Raw genomic sequence first — 16,455 nt, forward strand, 5'->3', positions numbered from 1 at the left:
CCGCGCCCCGGCCCGCCGCTCCGCCGCAGGTCAGCCCGCGATACGCCGCGCCAGGTAGGCCGCCGTACGGCTGTCCGGCGACGCCGCCACCGCCGCCGGGGTGCCGGCGGCCACGATGCGTCCGCCCGCCGTGCCGCCGCCCGGACCCAGGTCGATCACATGATCTGCGCCCGCGACCACACCCATGTCGTGCTCGACGACCACGACGGTGTTGCCCGCGTCCACCAGCCCGTGCAGCTGCCGCAGCAGCACCTCGGTGTCCGCCGGGTGCAGGCCGGTGGTGGGCTCGTCCAGCAGGTAGAGGGTGTGGCCGCGGTGGGCGCGCTGGAGTTCGGTGGCGAGCTTGATGCGCTGGGCCTCGCCGCCGGACAGCTCGGTGGCGGGCTGGCCCAGCCGCAGATAGCCCAGGCCCACGTCCTGGAGGGTGCGCAGGCTGCGTGCCGCGGCCGGTACGTCGGCGAGGAAGTCCGCCGCGGTGTCCACCGTCATACCGAGCACGTCGGCGATGGTGCGGCCGCGGTAGGTGATCTCCAGGGTCTCCGGGTTGTAGCGGGCGCCGTGGCAGGCGGTGCAGGGCGCGTACGTACCGGGCAGGAAGAGCAGCTCGACGGCGACGAAGCCCTCGCCCTGGCAGGTCTCGCAGCGCCCGCTCGCGACGTTGAAGGAGAAGCGGCCCGCCGTGTAGCCGCGAGCGCGGGCCTCGTCGGTGGCGGCGAAGACCTTGCGTACGGCGTCGAAGAGGCCGGTGTAGGTGGCGAGGTTGGAGCGCGGGGTGCGGCCGATGGGCTTCTGGTCGACGCGTACGAGGCGGTCGACCGCCTCCAGGCCCTTGGCCCCGGCGAGCTGCGCCCGCGCGGCGCTCTCCTCGTCCTCCTCCGGCCCGGCGCCGAGGTGGTCCGCTACGGCGTCCGCGAGGACCCGGGTGACCAGCGTGGACTTGCCGGACCCGGAGACGCCGGTGACGGCCGTGAAGACGCCGAGCGGGAAGGCGGCGTCCACGGAGCGCAGGTTGTGCAGGGTGATGCCGTGCAGGGTCAGCTCCCCGGAGGGCTCGCGGGGCGGGCGCGCGGCGGGCTGCGTGTCGTCGAAGAGAAAACGACGGGTGGCGGACTCGGTGACCTGCGCGAGGTCCGCGACGGGCCCGCTGTGCAGAACCCGCCCGCCGTGCTCGCCCGCCTTGGGCCCGACATCCACGATCCAGTCGGCCTGCCGTACGACGTCCATATCGTGCTCAACGACGAACAGCGTGTTGCCCGCTTCCTTGAGGCGGCCGAGCACGGTGAGCAGCGCCTCGGTGTCCGCCGGGTGGAGGCCCGCCGAGGGCTCGTCCAGGACGTACACCACGCCGAAGAGGCCGGAGCGGAGCTGGGTGGCCAGCCGTAGCCGCTGGAGTTCCCCGGCGGACAGGGTGGGGGCCGCGCGGTCCATGCTCAGGTAGCCGAGGCCCAGCTCGGTGAGCACGTCGATACGGGCGACCAGATCCCGGGCCAGGGCGGGCGCCACCCCCTCGCCGTCCGCATCGGCCGTGGGCCGCAGCAGCCGCGCGAGACCGCTCAGCGGCAGCCCGGACAGTTCCGCGATGTCGTGCCCGGCGAAGGTGACGGCCAGCGCCTCCGGCCGCAGCCGCCGTCCGGCGCAGGCGGGGCAGGGCGCGGAGACCAGGTACCGCTGGACCCGTTTGCGCAGCGTCTCGCTCTTGGAGTCGGCGAAGGTGTGCAGGACGTAGCGCTTGGCGCTCTGGTACTGGCCCTGGTACGGGCGGTGGATACGGCCCGCTTCCCGTACGGGATGCACGGTGACGACGGGCTGCTCGTCGGTGAACAGGATCCAGTCCCGGTCGGCGGCCGACAGGTCCCGCCACGGCTTGTCGATGTCGTATCCAAGGGCGGCCAGCACGTCCCGCAGGTTCTTGCCCTGCCAGGCGCCGGGCCAGGCGGCGATGGCGCCGTCCCGGATGGACAGCGAGGGATCCGGTACGAGCGACTCCTCGGTGACCCGGTGGACGCGGCCCAGACCGTGGCACTCCGGGCAGGCGCCGGCGGCGGTGTTCGGGGAGAAGGCGTCCGAGTCCAGCCGCTCCGGCGCGTCCGCCGGATACGTACCGGCGCGCGAGAAGAGCATGCGCAGGGTGTTGGAGAGAGTGGTGACGGTGCCGACGGAGGACCGGGAGGTGGGGGCCGAGCGCCGCTGTTCCAGGGCGACGGCGGGCGGCAGCCCGCTGATGTCCTCGACCTTCGGCGCGCCGACCTGGTGGATCAGGCGGCGCGCGTACGGGGCCACCGACTCGAAGTAGCGACGCTGCGCCTCGGCGTAGACGGTGCCGAAGGCGAGCGAGGACTTGCCGCTGCCGGACACGCCGGTGAACACCGTGACGGTGTCCCTCGGGATGTCCACGTCGACATTGCGGAGGTTGTGCTCACGGGCGCCGCGCACCCGGACGTACGAGTCGGTCATGCCTTCCATGATCGGTCACCGCCCGATGGCGGCACGCGGGCCCGTCCCCACGGTCAGGGTCGGGGGCGGGGACGGGCCCGCGGCGGCCGTCACGCGCGGGCGTTGTGCAGCCCCTCGCGAGCTTCTTCCCAGGGCACGGGCGTGGCGATCAGCGCCCGCAGGCCCCGGACCTGGCGCGGCGGCACACCGATCGCCAGTACGCCGGTGGCCTGGCCGTCACTGCCGTAGAGGGCCACGGCCTTCCTGGCGTCCGGGTCCAGGACGGTCGTCTCGGACCGGTCGGCGCCGGACAGCACGCCGTACGCCTGGAGCTTCAGGCCGTACTGGTCGGACCAGAAGTACGGCACCGGTGTGAAGGGGCGGCGCTCGCGGCCCGCGGCGGGGGCCAGTGCCTCGTCCCCCGGCAGGGTCTCCTCCAGTTCGGCTAGGAGGTTGCGGGCGGCGGCCATGCCCTGCTCGGTGGCGTTCATCCGGTGCTCGACGCGCAGGTGGCGGCCGTGTACCGGGTGCTGCCAGCGGGCCACGTCACCGGCCGCGTAGACGCCGGGTGCGGCGGCGCAGTACGCGTCGCAGCGCAGTCCGTCGGTGGTGTCCAGGGCCGGGTCGCCGTGCAGCCAGCCGACGGCGGGCTCCGAGCCGATGGCGACGAGCACGGTGTCGGCGGGCAGGCGGGTGCCGTCGGCCAGCCGTACGGCGCTCACGTGCCGCGCGGGCCCGTCCCCGTCCGCCTCGAAGCCGTCGACGGCCGCGGTGCGCAGCTGGACGCCGCGCTCCCGGTGCTCGGCCGCCAGCAGCTCGCCGATCTCCGTGCCGACCGTACGGGCCATCGGCAGCGCCTCGCGCCCGACGAGTGTGACCTCGTGACCCAGCTCGCGGGCCACGGCCGCGGCCTCGCAGCCCAGTACGCCGTTGCCGACGACGACCAGGCGATGGCCGGTACCGGACAGCCGTTCCTTGAGGGCGAGCGCGTCGTCCAGGGTGCGCAGCGTGTGCACGCCGTCGAGCCCGGCGGCCGCCGGGAGGGTGCGGGCCGCGACGCCGGTCGCGACGATCACGCCGTCGCAGGCCAGCCGCTCGCCACCGTCCAGGGTCAGGGTGCGGGTCGCGGTGTCCAGGCCGGTCGCCCGGGTGCCCAGGCGCAGGTCGAGGCCGAGCGCGTCGAGCTGTTCGGCGGCGCGCAGATGCAGCTTGTCGGGCTGCCAGGCGCCCTGAAGGAGCTGCTTGGACAGCGGCGGACGGTCGTACGGCGGGTGGGGCTCGTCGCCGACGAGGGTCAGGGTGCCGGTCCAGCCGAAGCGGCGCAGGGCCTCGGCGGCGGCGAGGCCCGCCGCCGAGGCGCCCACGACGGCGATGCGGCGGGGGCTCACTCGTCCACCTTGATGACCGCGGCCGGACAGATGGCGGCGGCCTCGCGGACCGCGTCGTGCTGGTCGGCGGGCGGAGCGGCGTCCAGGAGGACGACGATGCCGTCCTCGTCCCGCTGGTCGAAGACCTCGGGGGCGATCAGTACGCACTGGCCTGCGGCGCAGCACTTGTCGGCGTCGAGGGTGATGTTCATGGCAGGAGACTCCTGAGGAGGAAGGGGAACGGTCGGGCGGGGTGTCACCAGGTGACGGGCAGGGTGTGGCAGCCGTAGATCGCCATGTCGCTGCGGAACGGGATCTCGTCCACCGGGACCGCGGGCCGCATCTCCGGGAAGCGGCGCAGCAGGGTGCCGATGACGACCTGGAGCTCGACGCGGGCCAGGGCCTGGCCGAGGCACTGGTGGATGCCGTAGCCGAAGGCGACGTGGTGCTGGGCGTTGGGGCGGCAGACGTCGAGCGCGTCGGGGTCCGCGAAGACCTCCGGGTCGCGGTTGGCGGACGGTACGGCCACCACGACGCCCTCCCCGGCCCGGATCAGCTGCCCGCCGATCTCGATGTCCTCGGTGGCGGCGCGGCGCGGCCCGTTGCGGATGATGCTGTGGAAGCGCAGCAGTTCCTCGACGGCGCCGCGGATCAGGGCGGGTTCGGCGCGCAGCCGGTCCGCGGTCTCCCGGTCGCGCATCAGGGTCAGCGCGCTCAGGCCGATCATGTTGGCGGTGGTCTCGTGGCCCGCGATGAGCAGCAGGGCGGCGAAGGCGACCACGTCGTCGTGGGTGATCTCGCCCGGTACCTGCTGCTCGGCGATCAGGCGGCCGAGGATGTCGTCGCCGGGCGCGGCCTCCTTGGCGCTCACCAACTGGTGCAGGTAGGCGCGCAGTTCGGCCCGCGCGCTCTCCCGCTCCGCGTCGGTGACCGTACGGGACAGCAGGGTGCCGGTCAGCCGCTGGAACAGCTCGTGATCGTCGTACGGAACGCCGAGCAGCAGGCTGATGACGAGCGACGGCACCGGCAGGGCCAGCGCCTCGATGAGGTCCACGTCCTGGCCGGCGCGCTTCTCCATGGCGTCGCACAGTTCGTCGGTCAGGCGCTGGATCTCCGGGCGCATCGCCTCGACGCGCTTGACCATGAACTCCCGGGTGACCATGCGGCGCAGCCGGGTGTGCTCGGGCGGGTCCATGCGGATGAAGCCGCGGTGTTCGGTGGTGGCGCCGCCGGTCATGCCGCTGAGCGGGTAGCCGGGGCGGGTGGTGTCGGAGCTGAAGCGGGTGTCGCCGAGGATGGCGCGGATGTCGGCGTAGCGGGTGGCGAGCCAGGCTTCGGTGCCGTCCGGCAGGGAGATCTTCGACAGCGGCGCCTCGGTGCGCAGCCGCGCGAACTCGGCGGGCGGGTCGAACGGGCAGCCCTGCGGCGGCTGCACGGGAAGCGCCGGTGCGGCGGCGGTGGCGGGGGAAGCGGGAGAGGGGGTCATGTCGCTCCTTGGGCACACGCGGGCAGGGGCGTGCGCCCGGTGTCGGACGTTCACCTAACGCCCGTAAACTTACACGCGTAACGCACGGATGCGACGGCCGGGGGTGGGGTGGGCAGACGGGCGCCGGGGGCCGGCTCAACACACCTTTCGATACGGCACCCGGTCCGCACGGGGCAGCGAACCCCCGGCCCGGCGGCACACCTCGGCGACAAGGGCGTCCAGTGCAATGCGGTACCTCGTCAGCGGGACGTGCTGACCGGCGGCGTACAGCGCCGAGCCGTCACGAGCGAAGGCGGGGGCCAGACGCCAAGACCTCCGGCTCAGCACACCTTCCGATACGTCTCCCAGTCCGCGCGGAACAGCGAACCCCCGGCCCGGCGGCACACCTCAGCGACGAGGGCGACCGACGCAATGCGATACCTCGTCAGCGGCACATGCTGACCGGCGGCGTACAGCCCTGTGCCGCCCCAGCCGAAGGCGAGGGCCAGACGCCAAGACCTCCGGCTCAGCACACCTTCCGGTACGCCACTTCCGGGATGTACGTCTCCCAGTCCGCACGGGACAGCGAGCCACCGGCCCGGCGGCACACCTCGGCGACGAGGGCGTCCGGCGCGATGCGGTACCTCGTCAGCGGGACGTGCTGACCTGCGGCGTACAGTGCCGAGCCGTCACGGTTGAAGGTGAGGGAGAGGATCTTGTCGCCCGGTGTCGGGAGGGCGGAGCCGAGCGGCTGTTGGGAGGGCACGTCCCACAGTTGGAGGCTGCCGTAGGCGCCGGCCACGGCGAGTGTCCTGCCGTCCGGGGAGAAGGCCAGCGCCGAGATCGCCTCGTGCCGTGGCAGTTGCTTCTCGGTGAAGGCCGGCAGTCGGCCGAACCGCCGCTCGACGCCGCCGTCCCACAGCGCGACGTGGCCCGTCTCCTCCCCCACCGCGAAGGCGTTCCCGGCCGGGCTGAACGCGTACGCCGTGTCCTGCCGGGTGAGCCGGCGCGGCGCCACGGTCCCCGCGGGCAGCCGGACGATCTCGCCTCTGACGACGAGCAGCCGCCCGTCGGGGCGGACGGTCATGGGCGAACCGCCGGAGACGCTCACGGACTTCTCGCGCTGCCCGCCGCCGATGTCCCACATCTGGACGGAGCGGACCGACGACGTGATCAGCCGGGAGCCGTCCGGGCTGAGGACGGCGCCCTCGGTGGGGCTGTTGTCCTGGCCTCCGGGGACGGCGGTGAGGTCGCGGTGTCCGGGTACGTCCCGTACCGCGACCCGGCCGGCCACCAGGTGTCCGTCCTCGGCGTAGTCGCCGCTGACGCCGTACGCCAGCCGCGTGCCGTCGGCACTGAAGGACAGCAGCTCGTCCGGCTCGATCCGCAACTGGCCCTCACGGCTCGGCGTTTGGGGCGGCAGCCGCATGCCGGGCGGCCGGTCCACGATCGCGCCGGACCGGGTGCCACGCGTCTCGAACCGGGCCGTGGGGCCCTGGGACCACACCAGGCCCAGCAGGCGGGCGTCCGGGCTGAACGCCGCGTTCTGCGCTGCCGCCGGGGCCCACCGGGAGGTGACCGCGGCGCCGAGGTCGAGGGTGCGCATCTGGTTCGCGGCCAGGTAGCGCAGCGTGCCGCCGTCGAGAACGATCTCGGCCGGCCCGTCGGCGGTCATGGCACCCCGGAACACCGGGTGGTCCGGCTGGTCGGCACGCCACACCAGGATCTCCCCGGGGGTCCGACCGACGAGGAACCGCCCGTCCCGGCTGAACCCGATGGCCCCCAGCGGGGACTGGGCGATCTTCGGCAGCTCCCGTCCCGTCGTCAGGTCCCACCGGCGCACGCCGTCGCGGGTGACCAGCGCGAAGATCCGGCTGTCGGGGCTGAAGCGGGCGTTCAGGGGGCTGCACGGGTCACCCGCGCCCTCCCCCGCCCACGGCGCGGGCACCCGCTTCCGCCGCGGTATGTCCCACAGCTCGATCTCACCGCGCGGGGAGCACACCGCCAGCAGCCGGTCGTCGGGGCTGACGGTCGCGACGCTCTCCCGGCTGCGCCGCGGTGCCGCCGGGCGCTCGAAGACGAGGCGCTGCTCCCGGGTGTCCCACACCTGGACGGTGCGCGTGGTCTGCATCGTCAGATGGGCGCCACTGGGGCTGAACTCGACGCTCGCCTGTTCCCTGGTCTCCAGGGGCCGGCCGACCATGCGCCGCGCGGCGATGTCCCACAGGGCCAGACCGCGGTCCGGGAGCTGGAAGAGCACCAGCCGCGCGTCCGGGCTGACGGCGATCGCCGCCATGACCCGCTCGCCGGGCCCCGGGACCGTGCTGATCCTGCGGCGGGTGCGCACGTCCCAGGTGGCGATGTGGCCGGGGGCCGCGGTGACCACGGTGCGCCCGTCGCCGCTGAGATACGCCAGGGCGTCGCGGTCGGCCACGTCGAAGCTGTCGGCGAGGGGCTGGGCCCAGGCGCCGGTGAGGGCCGACCGGGTCTCGGCGGTTTCGGCGATCTTCCACGCGGCGACGGACAGCTGGCGCGCCTTGGCCGGCTCGTAGGCGCGCAGGCTCTCCGCCACCGCCGCGATCCGGCGCGCCGCGGCCTGCACCTGCCGCGCCCGGCCGGCCCGGCTCTGCTGCCAGGCCAGTACGCCGGCCACCAGCGTCAGCGTCACCAGGACGGCCACCGCGCCGACGACGCCCTTGCGGCGCCGGGCCTCGCGGCGCCGGGCGGCGGCACCGGCGGTGAGGAAGTCCCGCTCCGAGGCGGTCAGGTCGGCCGGGTCGGCGAAGGCTTCCTGAGCCGCGGTCAGCTGCGTGCCCCGGTACAGCGCGCCCGCGTCCCGGCCCAGCCGCTCCCAGGTGCGGGCCGCCTCCGTCAGCTGCCGGTGCAGCCGCAGCCGGTCGCGGTCGGCGTCCACCCAGGACCGCAGGCGCGGCCAGGCGGTGATCAGCGCCTCGTGCGCCAGGTCGACGGTGTCCTCGTCCAGGGTGATCAGGCGGGCCCTGGCGAGGCGTTCGAGGACGACGGTGATGCCCGGCGAGGTCGCCGCGTCCAGTTCGGCGCGGTCGGCGGGCCGCCGGGTGTCGTGCGCGCCCTCGCCGGGCGTGACCAGCCGCAGCAGCGCCCAGCGGGCGAGCCGGGCCTGTTCGGGGGAGAGCTGGGTGTACAGGGTCTCGGCGGTCCGGGCGATGGCGCCCCGTACGCCGCCGACGGCCTCGTACACCTCCAGGGCCAGTGTCCGGCCGCGGCGGTGGCGCCAGGTCTCCAGCAGGGCGTGGGAGAGCAGCGGCAGGCCGCCGGGCTGGTCGACGGTCTCCTCGATGAGCCGGTCGGTCAGCGCGCGCTCGACGATCAGGCCGTGCGCCGCCGCGGGTTTGACGATGGCTTCGCGCAGCTCGGCGGGGCTCATGGGGGTGACCGGCACGCTGGTGTGGCGCAGCGCCTCGGCCAGGGTGCGGTGCTGGAGGCAGTGGCCGTAGAAGTCGGCCCGCAGGCCCAGCACCACGCGCAGCCGGCGCGCGGGGTCCTGGGCGTCGAGCAGCAGGTCGAGGAACCGGGTGCGCTCGGCCGGGTCGCGGCAGAGGGTGAACACCTCCTCGAACTGGTCGATGACCAGCCAGGTGTCGCCGGGCCCATCGGCCGCTTCGAACAGCTGCCGGTGGGTGGCGGACGGCCGGGCGCCGGGGGTGAACGTCCGGATGGCGGCGGGACGCGGGCCGTCGTCGGGAGCGTGCTGGAGGCGCGGGATGAGCCCGGCGCGCAGCAGGGAGGACTTGCCGCTGCCGGACGGGCCCACGACGGCCACCAGCCGGTGTCCGCCCGTCAGGCGCAGCAGGTCCTCGGTGAGGCGGTCGCGCCCGAAGAACTTCTCCCGGTCGCCGGGCTCGTAGCGGGCCAGTCCCTGGTAGGGGCGGTCCGTGTCGCCCTGTGCCGTACGGACGAAGGTCTCCTCGGCGAGGCGGTGCCAGCGCGCCGACCACTCCTCCACGTCACCGCCGCACGCCTCCACATACGCCCGGGTCACCGCGAGCGAGGGCAGCTGTTCGCCGGAGGCCGCCCGGGACAGCGTCGCCACCGAGTAGGGCACGCGCCTGGCCATGTCCCGGTAGGTGAGCGGACCGGCCTTGCGGCGCAGCTCCCGCAGGTCGACGGCGAACCGTTCCACGGGCCCCGCGTCCGGATCCAGCGGCCTCTCCTTGCGCCCCATCCGGCCCTCCCGCCCGCACGCCCGCACCCCCCGGCGGCCGTCACGTTAGGCAGCCCGCGCAGCGTCCGGCAAGGGACTTCCCCGCCGAACCTGCGGCACCGTACGGGCGGGACGCGCCGTCAGCGGTGGCCGTTCATGGCGCGGCGCACCTCGTCGAGGGTGGCGTCGGCGATCGCGTTGGCGCGCGCCTCGCCCTCCCGCAGCACCTGGCGGACGTACCCGAGGTCCCGGGCGTACGCGGCCCGGCGGGCGCGGATCGGCGCGAGGTGCTCGTTGACCGCCTCGGTGACGCGCTTCTTCAGCGCGCCGGCGCCCGCCGGGCCGATCTCGTCGGCGACCTGCCGCGGGTCGCGGTCCTCGCAGAGGGCGGCCAGCAGGACGAGAGAGGACACCTCGGGGCGGGCGTCCGGGTCGTAGGTGATGTGCCGCTCGGAGTCGGTCTTGGCGCCCTTGATCAGCCGGGCCGTCTCGTCGGCATCGGCGGCCAGCGCGATGGCGTTGCCGCGGCTCTTGCTCATCTTCGTCCCGTCGGTGCCGAGCAGCAGCGGCGCGGACGACAGCAGGGCCTCCGGCTCGGGGAAGACGGCGGCCTCCTTGCCGTAGCGGTCGTTGAAGCGGCGGGCGACGGTCCGGGTGATCTCCAGGTGGGGCAGCTGGTCCTGGCCGACGGGGACGAGGTTCGCCTTGCAGAAGAGGATGTCGGCGGCCTGGTGGACGGGGTAGGTGAACATCAGGCCGCTGACGGCGGACTGCCGCGAGTGGGCGATCTCGTCCTTGACGGTGGGGTTGCGGTTCAGTTCGGCGACCGAGACCAGGCTGAGGAACGGCAGCAGCAGCTGGTTCAGCGCGGGCACCGCGCTGTGCGTGAAGACGGTGGCCCGGGCCGGGTCGATGCCGGCGGCGAGGTGGTCCAGGGCCAGATCCTCGACGTGTCGGGGCAGCTGGTCGGCCACGTCCCGGTCGGTCAGCACCTGGTAGTCGGCGATCAGCACCATCATCTCGACGCCGAGGTCCTGGAGGCGGACCCGGTTGTGGAGGGTGCCGAAGTAGTGGCCGAGGTGCAGCCGGCCGGTCGGGCGGTCCCCGGTCAGCACCCGGAAGCGTCCGGGGTCGTCGCGGATCAGTTTCTCCAGCTCCGCGCTGCGGGTCCGGGCGGCGGAGGTGCCGAGCGCGTCGGCGGGGGCGGCGTCCGTGCGGACGGTGTTCGCGGTGGCGTACGGCGTACGGTTCACGGTTTCTCCTGGTGGGTGAGTGCCGCCGGCAGGACGGCAGATGCACCCCGGTCCAGGGAACGCGGAAGGGCCGTCCATCCGAACGGCCCGGTCATGCTGAGTAGTGGCCGCTCCTAAGGGGAGCGCCACCAGGTCAGACACGACGGACAATGCATGGGACAACTGTAGCCGGTCGGGCCCCGGCCCGTACGACGGCCCCGCAGGCGTCTGACGCGCGCGGCCGGAGCAGCGGTTTCCGCGGCCGCCGCCTCAGTCCGCCCGCTCCATCAGCAGGTGCAGGATCTCGTCCACGAAGCGGTACAGCCGCCCGGCGTCCTTGCGGCTGGGCATGACCTGCCACAGCATCACCCGCCCGTGCACCGAAGCCCACAGCACGTACGGCGCCTCCTCGCGGGCGCCCCGCACCCGCCACCCGGCGGCCTCACAGGCGGTGAGCGCGTCGTGCAGGCCCCGCACGAGCCGCCCGGCCGGGTGCCCGGCCAGGCGCTCCGGCTCGACGGGCGTCTGCCGGGTCTCGTACAGGAGGCGGTATTTGGCGGGGTGGTCGACGGCGTAGCGGCAGTACGCGTGCAGCTGGGCACGGAGCAGGTCCAGCGGGTCGTCGGTGCCGGCCGCGGCCGACGCCTCGGCCATCGCCGCCGTCAGCCGCTCGTAGCTGACCTCCAGCGCGGCCCACACCAGCTCGGTCTTGTCGGCGAAGTGCCGGTAGATGCTGGGCGCCGCGACGCCCGCCTCGCGGGCCACCGCGCGCAGCGACAGCGCGTCCTCGCTGCCGACCTCTTCGAGGAGGCGCTCGGTGGCGCGCAGCAGTTCCTCCCGCAGGCGCTCGCCCTGCCCCCGCGGATTGCGGGGCCGTACGGCCGCACTCTCACCCACCGCCGTTACGCCCCTTCCGCGTCCTGCACCGTCGTCACGTCGTCACCGTCCGCCGGGCGGAGCGTCCGCCCGGCGCGCCCGCGTCCGTCGTGCGCACGTCCGGCGCGGGCCGTACTCAGGGTTTCACATCGCGGAACGCTCCCGGGCCCGGCCGGGGCCGGGCACCGGCTCTCAGCTGCCCTCCGTCAGTCCGGCGGCCGCCGCGCCCCGGCTGAGCACCGCCTCGCGGATGCCCGCGCGGACGTCCTCGTGGCCTCCGGTGACGGCGAGGTTGAGCATGCGCAGCGGCGGCCCGCTCGCGGAGAGCTGAGGGATGAACTCGGCCTTGGTGACCCGCCAGCGCTGCCCCTCCCCCGCGGGCGGCTCGAAGCGGAAGCGGGCGATGGTGCCCCAGTTGCCGCGCGGCTTCTCCATGATCCCGGCGATCTGGTCGCCCATGCCGTAGACGACCCAGGTTCCGGCCAGCTTCTCGTACGGCTGCGGGGTGTGCGCGTGGGTGCCGATGACGAGGTCGATGTCCGGGCGGCCGCCGGTGTGCGACCCGGTGAGCGCCTTGGCCACCTTCAGCTGCTGCGCGTCCGGCTCGGTCTGGTACTCGGTGCCCCAGTGCGGGCTGACCACGACGACGTCGGCGCCGGCCCGGCGGGCGGCCCGCGCGTCCGCGATGATCTTGTCGGCGTCGATGACGTTGACCGACCAGGGCTTGCCCTGCGGGAGCGGGACCCCGTTGGTGCCGTACGTGTACGACAGCTGCGCCACGCGCGCCCCGCCGGGCGCCTTCAGCAGCGCGGGCCGGGTGGCCTCGGCGGCGTCCCGGGCGGAGCCCGCGTGCTTGATCCCGGCCCGGTCCAGTGTGTCGAGGGTGCGCCGGACGCCGTCGGCGCCGTCGTCCAGGGTGCGGTTGGAGGCCGTGGAGCAGGAGTCGTAGCCGGTGGCCCGGAGCGCGTCGGCCACCTGGGGCGGCGCCTTGAAGGCGGGGTAGCCGGTGAACGGTCCGCCGTCCGGCCCGAAGGGCGTCTCCAGGTGGCAGATCGCCAGGTCGGCGCCCTCGATCACGGGTTTCACGCCGTCCAGGAGGGGCCGGTAGTCGTAGCCGTCGCCCCCGGCGTCCCGGCGGGCCGTGTCCAGTACGGAGGGGTACGAGGCGATCACGTCCCCGGAGGCGGCGAGGGTGAAGCCGGCGGAGGCGCGGTGGCCGGAGTGCTGGGGTGCGGCGGGGCCGGGGCTCCCGGGCGTCCGGGCGGCGGGCCGCCCGGCGCCCTGCGGGGCGGCGCAGCCCGCGGCCATCGCTATGAGGAAGAGGGCGGCGCCGTACGGTCGGTGCAGGCTCATGCCACACGCATAACAGCACAAATGCCGTAATAAACTGATTAACCGACCGGGAGACTCCGGTGGCCCCGCACCATCCCCCGGCCGGGCCCGCCCCGGCTCGCGCCCCCGCGCCGAGCCCAGCGTGCGGCGCCCGCCACCGGAGCCCTTCACCTGTGGACAATCCGTTCGAGCCGGGCCCGTCGCGCGGCTACGCTGCCCGAATGGCCCGACCAGCCCCGCCGAACGACGACCTCTTCCCGCCCGGCCTCCCCGTGTACGCCGCCATGGGACGCACCGCCTCCGGACGCGCATGGCTGGACGGACTGCCCGCCACCGTCCAGGCCCTCCAGGAGGAGTGGGATCTGCGGCTCGGCGCGCCTCTGCACGGCGGCAGCTGCTCGTGGGTGGCTCCCGTGGAGCTGCCGGACGGCGGCGAGGCGGTGCTCAAGGTGACCTGGCCGCACCGCGAGGCCGCCGGAGAGGCCGTGGCCCTGCGCGCGTGGGACGGCGACGGCGCCGTACGGCTGCTACGGCACGACCGGGAGCGGTACGCCCTGCTGGTCGAGCGCTGCACGCCGGGCGAGCAGCTGGACGACAGCCCGCTCCCGCCCGCCGAACGACTGCTGCTGGCCGCCGGTCTGCTGCGCGGCCTGTGGTCCGCGCCCGCGCCGCCCGACGGCGACCTGGAGCAGGTCGCCGACGTATGCGCCGAATGGGCCGACATGGTCGAGGAACGCATGGCGCGGCTGCGCCCCGGCTACGACCCGGGTCTCGTCCGGCTCGGCGCCCGTCTGCTGCGCGAGCTCCCGGCCACCGCCACCCGCGAGGTCGTCGTGCACGGCGACTTCAACCCCGGCAACGTCCTGTCCGCCCGGCGCCGCCCATGGCTGGCCATCGACCCCAAACCCATGATCGGCGACCCGGGATACGACCCATGGCCCCTCCTGGAACAGATCGACGCCCCCTTCGAGCACCCCGACCCCCGCCCGGTCCTGCGCGACCGCTTCGCCCTGGTGGCCGACGCCCTCGACGAGGACCCGGCCCGCCTGTCGGCCTGGGCAGCGGCCCGCACCATCGAGAACGCCCTGTGGTGCGCCGACCACGGCGACGTGCCGGGCGGGACGGAGGAGATGGAAGTGGCGGGGGTGCTGGCGTCGTTGGCGGGGGTGTGAGGGGAGCCGCTCCCGCCGTACGCGTTGCCGCCGACGCCCCTCTCCAGCTCGGGCGACCTCGAAACCGTACTGCTGCACCGCGCCCGCTTCGCCCTGGTAGTCACAACCTTCGGCGAGGACCCGGCCCGCCTGTCGGGCGGGGCCGAGGAACTGGAAGTGGCGGAAGCGCGGGAGTGTGAGGGGAACTGCCGGGACCGGTCGCGGGTCCCGGCAGGTCGGGGCGTGGTTCAGGCGACCTCGATCCCGTACTCCTGCACCAGGGCCTCCAGGCCGCCTTCGTATCCCTTGCCGCCGATGACGAAGTCCCAGTCGCCGTTCGCGCGGCGGCGGAACGAGCCGAGGACCAGGGCGGTTTCGCCGGGGCGGCCGTCCGAGACCTCCAGCTGGCCCTGTTCGGTGCCGGATTCGTCGACGAGGCGGATGCGCGCGTCGGTGAAGCCGGACAGGTCGGCGTGCGGGTCGGCCTCCGGGTCGATGGCCGCGACGAGGACGAGGCGGTCGGCGGTGGCGGGCAGGGCCTCGAAGACCACCTGCATCGCGGCGCGGTCGGGCGCGAAGCCGGAGAGCATGCGGACCGTGCCGTCCGGGGTGCGCGGGTTGTTGTAGAAGACGAAGTGGTCGTCGCTCAGGACGCGGTTGCCCTGGCAGACCAGTGCGCAGACGTCCAGGGCGACGCTGCCGGACCAGTTCATGCCGAGGATGTTGCCCGCGGCCCCGTCCTCCTCCGGGGGCTCGGGCGTCCGCTCGGCGCTTTCCTCGGCGGGCGCCGGCCGCTGGGCCGGGACCGCGGCGTTCCCCAGGCGCCCACGCAGCCCGTGGCGGGCCAGCAGGTCGACCAGTTCGGGGCCGCCTACGAGGGTGAGCGGTTTGCCGTTGGCGAAGGCGTGCGCACCGGGGCCGAAGCGGGACGTGGTGACGAGCACGCCCTTGTTGGCGCCCTCGGACTGCACGGTGCCGAACAGGTCCCGTACGGCCGACGGCGGCACCGTGTTGCGGTAGCGCTTCACCTGCACGATGATCTTGCCGCCGCGGATCGGGTCGGGGTCGAGCGCGTCCACGTCCACGCCGCCGTCCCCGGACCGCTGCGTCGTCACGGCCTGCATGCCCATCGCCCGGAACAGCTCGGCGACCAGCCCCTCGAAGGCGATCGGGTCCATGGCGAACAGGTCGGGCTCGTCCTCGCCGCCGTGCGTGACCACACCGCCGCCCACGTCGCCCGGCTGCCGCACCGGGCGCACCGCGGCCCGCTGGTCGGGGCGCGCGGACAGCTGCCCGCGCAGCCCGTCGGTCAGGCACTCCACCGCGCTCACCTGCGCCAGGTGCAGCTGCTCGAACGCGGTGCGGGGCGCGGAGACGGTGGCCAGGAAGATCTGCGCGGGGCGGCCGGTGGCCGGGTCCACGTCGTCCACGAAGCCGTTGACCGTCACCGAGTCGAGCGCGCCGGAGGTGTCCGCCGCGAACAGGTCGTGCAGCACGAGCAGCACGGACTGGGCGAGCACGTCGCGATAGGCGGTGCGCCGCTGGGTGACCGGCCGGGCGACGTCCTTGTCCTGGTCGGCCGCGTACATGTACCGGACCGCCTTCGCCTCGGGCACGATGTCGAAGCCGGGCAGCTCCCAGTCCAGTACGAGCTGGCGCGCGGCCGGGTCGTAGGCGGCGCGGACGCGGCGCGGGAAGCCCTGCGGGCGGCCGGTGGCGTACAGCGCGGCGGAGAAGTACTCCACCACCGCTTCGGGATCGCCGTCGCGCAGCCCCCTCAGCAGGTCCTCGACGGCGGCGTTGTGGCTCCTGATCTCCGCCAGCTGCCCGGCGGCCCACTGGTCGTACTGCCGCCGGTAGTCCTCCAGTTGGCGCAGCCGCTGCGCCTCGGCGGCCTGCGCGGCGTGCCAGTCGTGCTCGTAGCGCGCGCGGGCCTCCTCCTGCGCGCGGCGGCCGCCGCCGAGGCCCCAGCCGCCGCCCTGCGGCTGGTAGGCGGACGGGTCGGGCATCGGTACGGGTACGGCCAGCCGGCCGGGCGCGAACGGCTCGACGTGCTCGGGGCGGCGCAGCGCGGCGGGCGTGAAGGCGAGAGCCCGGCAGCCGTCGGCCAGCAGGCCGGACAGCTCGGCCATGCGGGCCTCGAGTTCCTCGGTGCGGCGGCGGGCGTCGGCCTCGCGCTGCCGGCGGTACGCGGCCTGCCGTTCGCGCTGCATCCGGGCCATGGCGCGCTCGGTGTCGCGCTGCTGCCGCTCCTGGTCGCGGCGGGCCTGTTCACCGGCCCGCCGCTGGGCCTCCTGCCGGCGCTGCTGCTGACGCTGCGCCTCGGCCCAGACGGCCACTAATCCGTTGGAGCGGCGACTCATGTGGATCTACGTCCTCCCCTGGGGCTCCCCGGCCCCGACCCGCGGGGCGCCCG

10 protein-coding genes are annotated in these 16,455 nt (G+C 74.5%); 1 reads left to right on the forward strand and 9 read right to left on the reverse strand.

Features of this window, described 5'->3' with window-relative positions; genetic code table 11:
• Positions 1 to 30: 30 nt before the first annotated feature.
• The 8 genes from uvrA to CP984_RS05155 form a co-directional block, all read right to left on the reverse strand.
• Entirely contained in the window at positions 31 to 2,454 is a 2,424-nt protein-coding gene (gene uvrA / locus CP984_RS05120; protein WP_086026246.1) for an excinuclease ABC subunit UvrA, read from the reverse strand.
• An 89-nt stretch (positions 2,455 to 2,543) separates the two neighbouring features.
• Positions 2,544 to 3,821 carry an NAD(P)/FAD-dependent oxidoreductase gene (locus CP984_RS05125; RefSeq protein ID WP_003982799.1) on the reverse strand — a complete coding sequence of 426 codons (1,278 nt, stop codon included), beginning with the start codon at positions 3,819 to 3,821 and terminating at the stop codon, positions 2,544 to 2,546.
• On the reverse strand, positions 3,818 to 4,012 hold the full coding sequence (locus tag CP984_RS05130) for a ferredoxin (RefSeq protein WP_003982798.1): 195 nt from the start codon (positions 4,010 to 4,012) through the stop codon (positions 3,818 to 3,820). Before CP984_RS05130 ends, CP984_RS05125 begins: the two co-directional genes overlap by 4 nt.
• A gap of 44 nt (positions 4,013 to 4,056) precedes the next feature.
• Positions 4,057 to 5,286 (reverse strand): cytochrome P450, encoded by a 1,230-nt coding sequence (locus tag CP984_RS05135; RefSeq protein ID WP_003982797.1) that lies wholly within the window; start codon positions 5,284 to 5,286, stop codon positions 4,057 to 4,059.
• Positions 5,287 to 5,791: 505 nt separating this feature from the next.
• Positions 5,792 to 9,469 (reverse strand): nSTAND1 domain-containing NTPase, encoded by a 3,678-nt coding sequence (locus tag CP984_RS05140; protein WP_003982795.1) that lies wholly within the window; start codon positions 9,467 to 9,469, stop codon positions 5,792 to 5,794.
• 119 nt (positions 9,470 to 9,588) lie between these two features.
• Entirely contained in the window at positions 9,589 to 10,701 is a 1,113-nt protein-coding gene (gene trpS, locus CP984_RS05145; RefSeq protein ID WP_003982794.1) for a tryptophan--tRNA ligase, read from the reverse strand.
• A gap of 249 nt (positions 10,702 to 10,950) precedes the next feature.
• Positions 10,951 to 11,577, reverse strand: a complete 627-nt coding sequence (locus tag CP984_RS05150) for a TetR/AcrR family transcriptional regulator (protein WP_003982793.1) — start codon at positions 11,575 to 11,577, stop codon at positions 10,951 to 10,953.
• 171 nt (positions 11,578 to 11,748) lie between these two features.
• A complete protein-coding gene (locus tag CP984_RS05155) occupies positions 11,749 to 12,909 on the reverse strand; it encodes a CapA family protein (RefSeq protein ID WP_003982792.1) in 1,161 nt (386 codons plus the stop codon).
• Positions 12,910 to 13,109: 200 nt separating this feature from the next.
• Here CP984_RS05155 and CP984_RS05160 point away from each other — a divergent pair, with 200 nt between their 5' ends.
• Positions 13,110 to 14,060 (forward strand): aminoglycoside phosphotransferase family protein, encoded by a 951-nt coding sequence (locus CP984_RS05160; protein ID WP_030179447.1) that lies wholly within the window; start codon positions 13,110 to 13,112, stop codon positions 14,058 to 14,060.
• Between the two features lie 227 nt (positions 14,061 to 14,287).
• Here the strand turns inward: CP984_RS05160 and CP984_RS05165 are convergent, their stop codons facing one another.
• Entirely contained in the window at positions 14,288 to 16,402 is a 2,115-nt protein-coding gene (locus CP984_RS05165; RefSeq protein ID WP_030179443.1) for a restriction endonuclease, read from the reverse strand.
• Between the last annotated feature and the right edge of the window lie 53 nt (positions 16,403 to 16,455).

Origin of the sequence: Streptomyces rimosus (genome assembly GCF_008704655.1) — a bacterium.
GTDB lineage: Bacteria > Actinomycetota > Actinomycetes > Streptomycetales > Streptomycetaceae > Streptomyces > Streptomyces rimosus.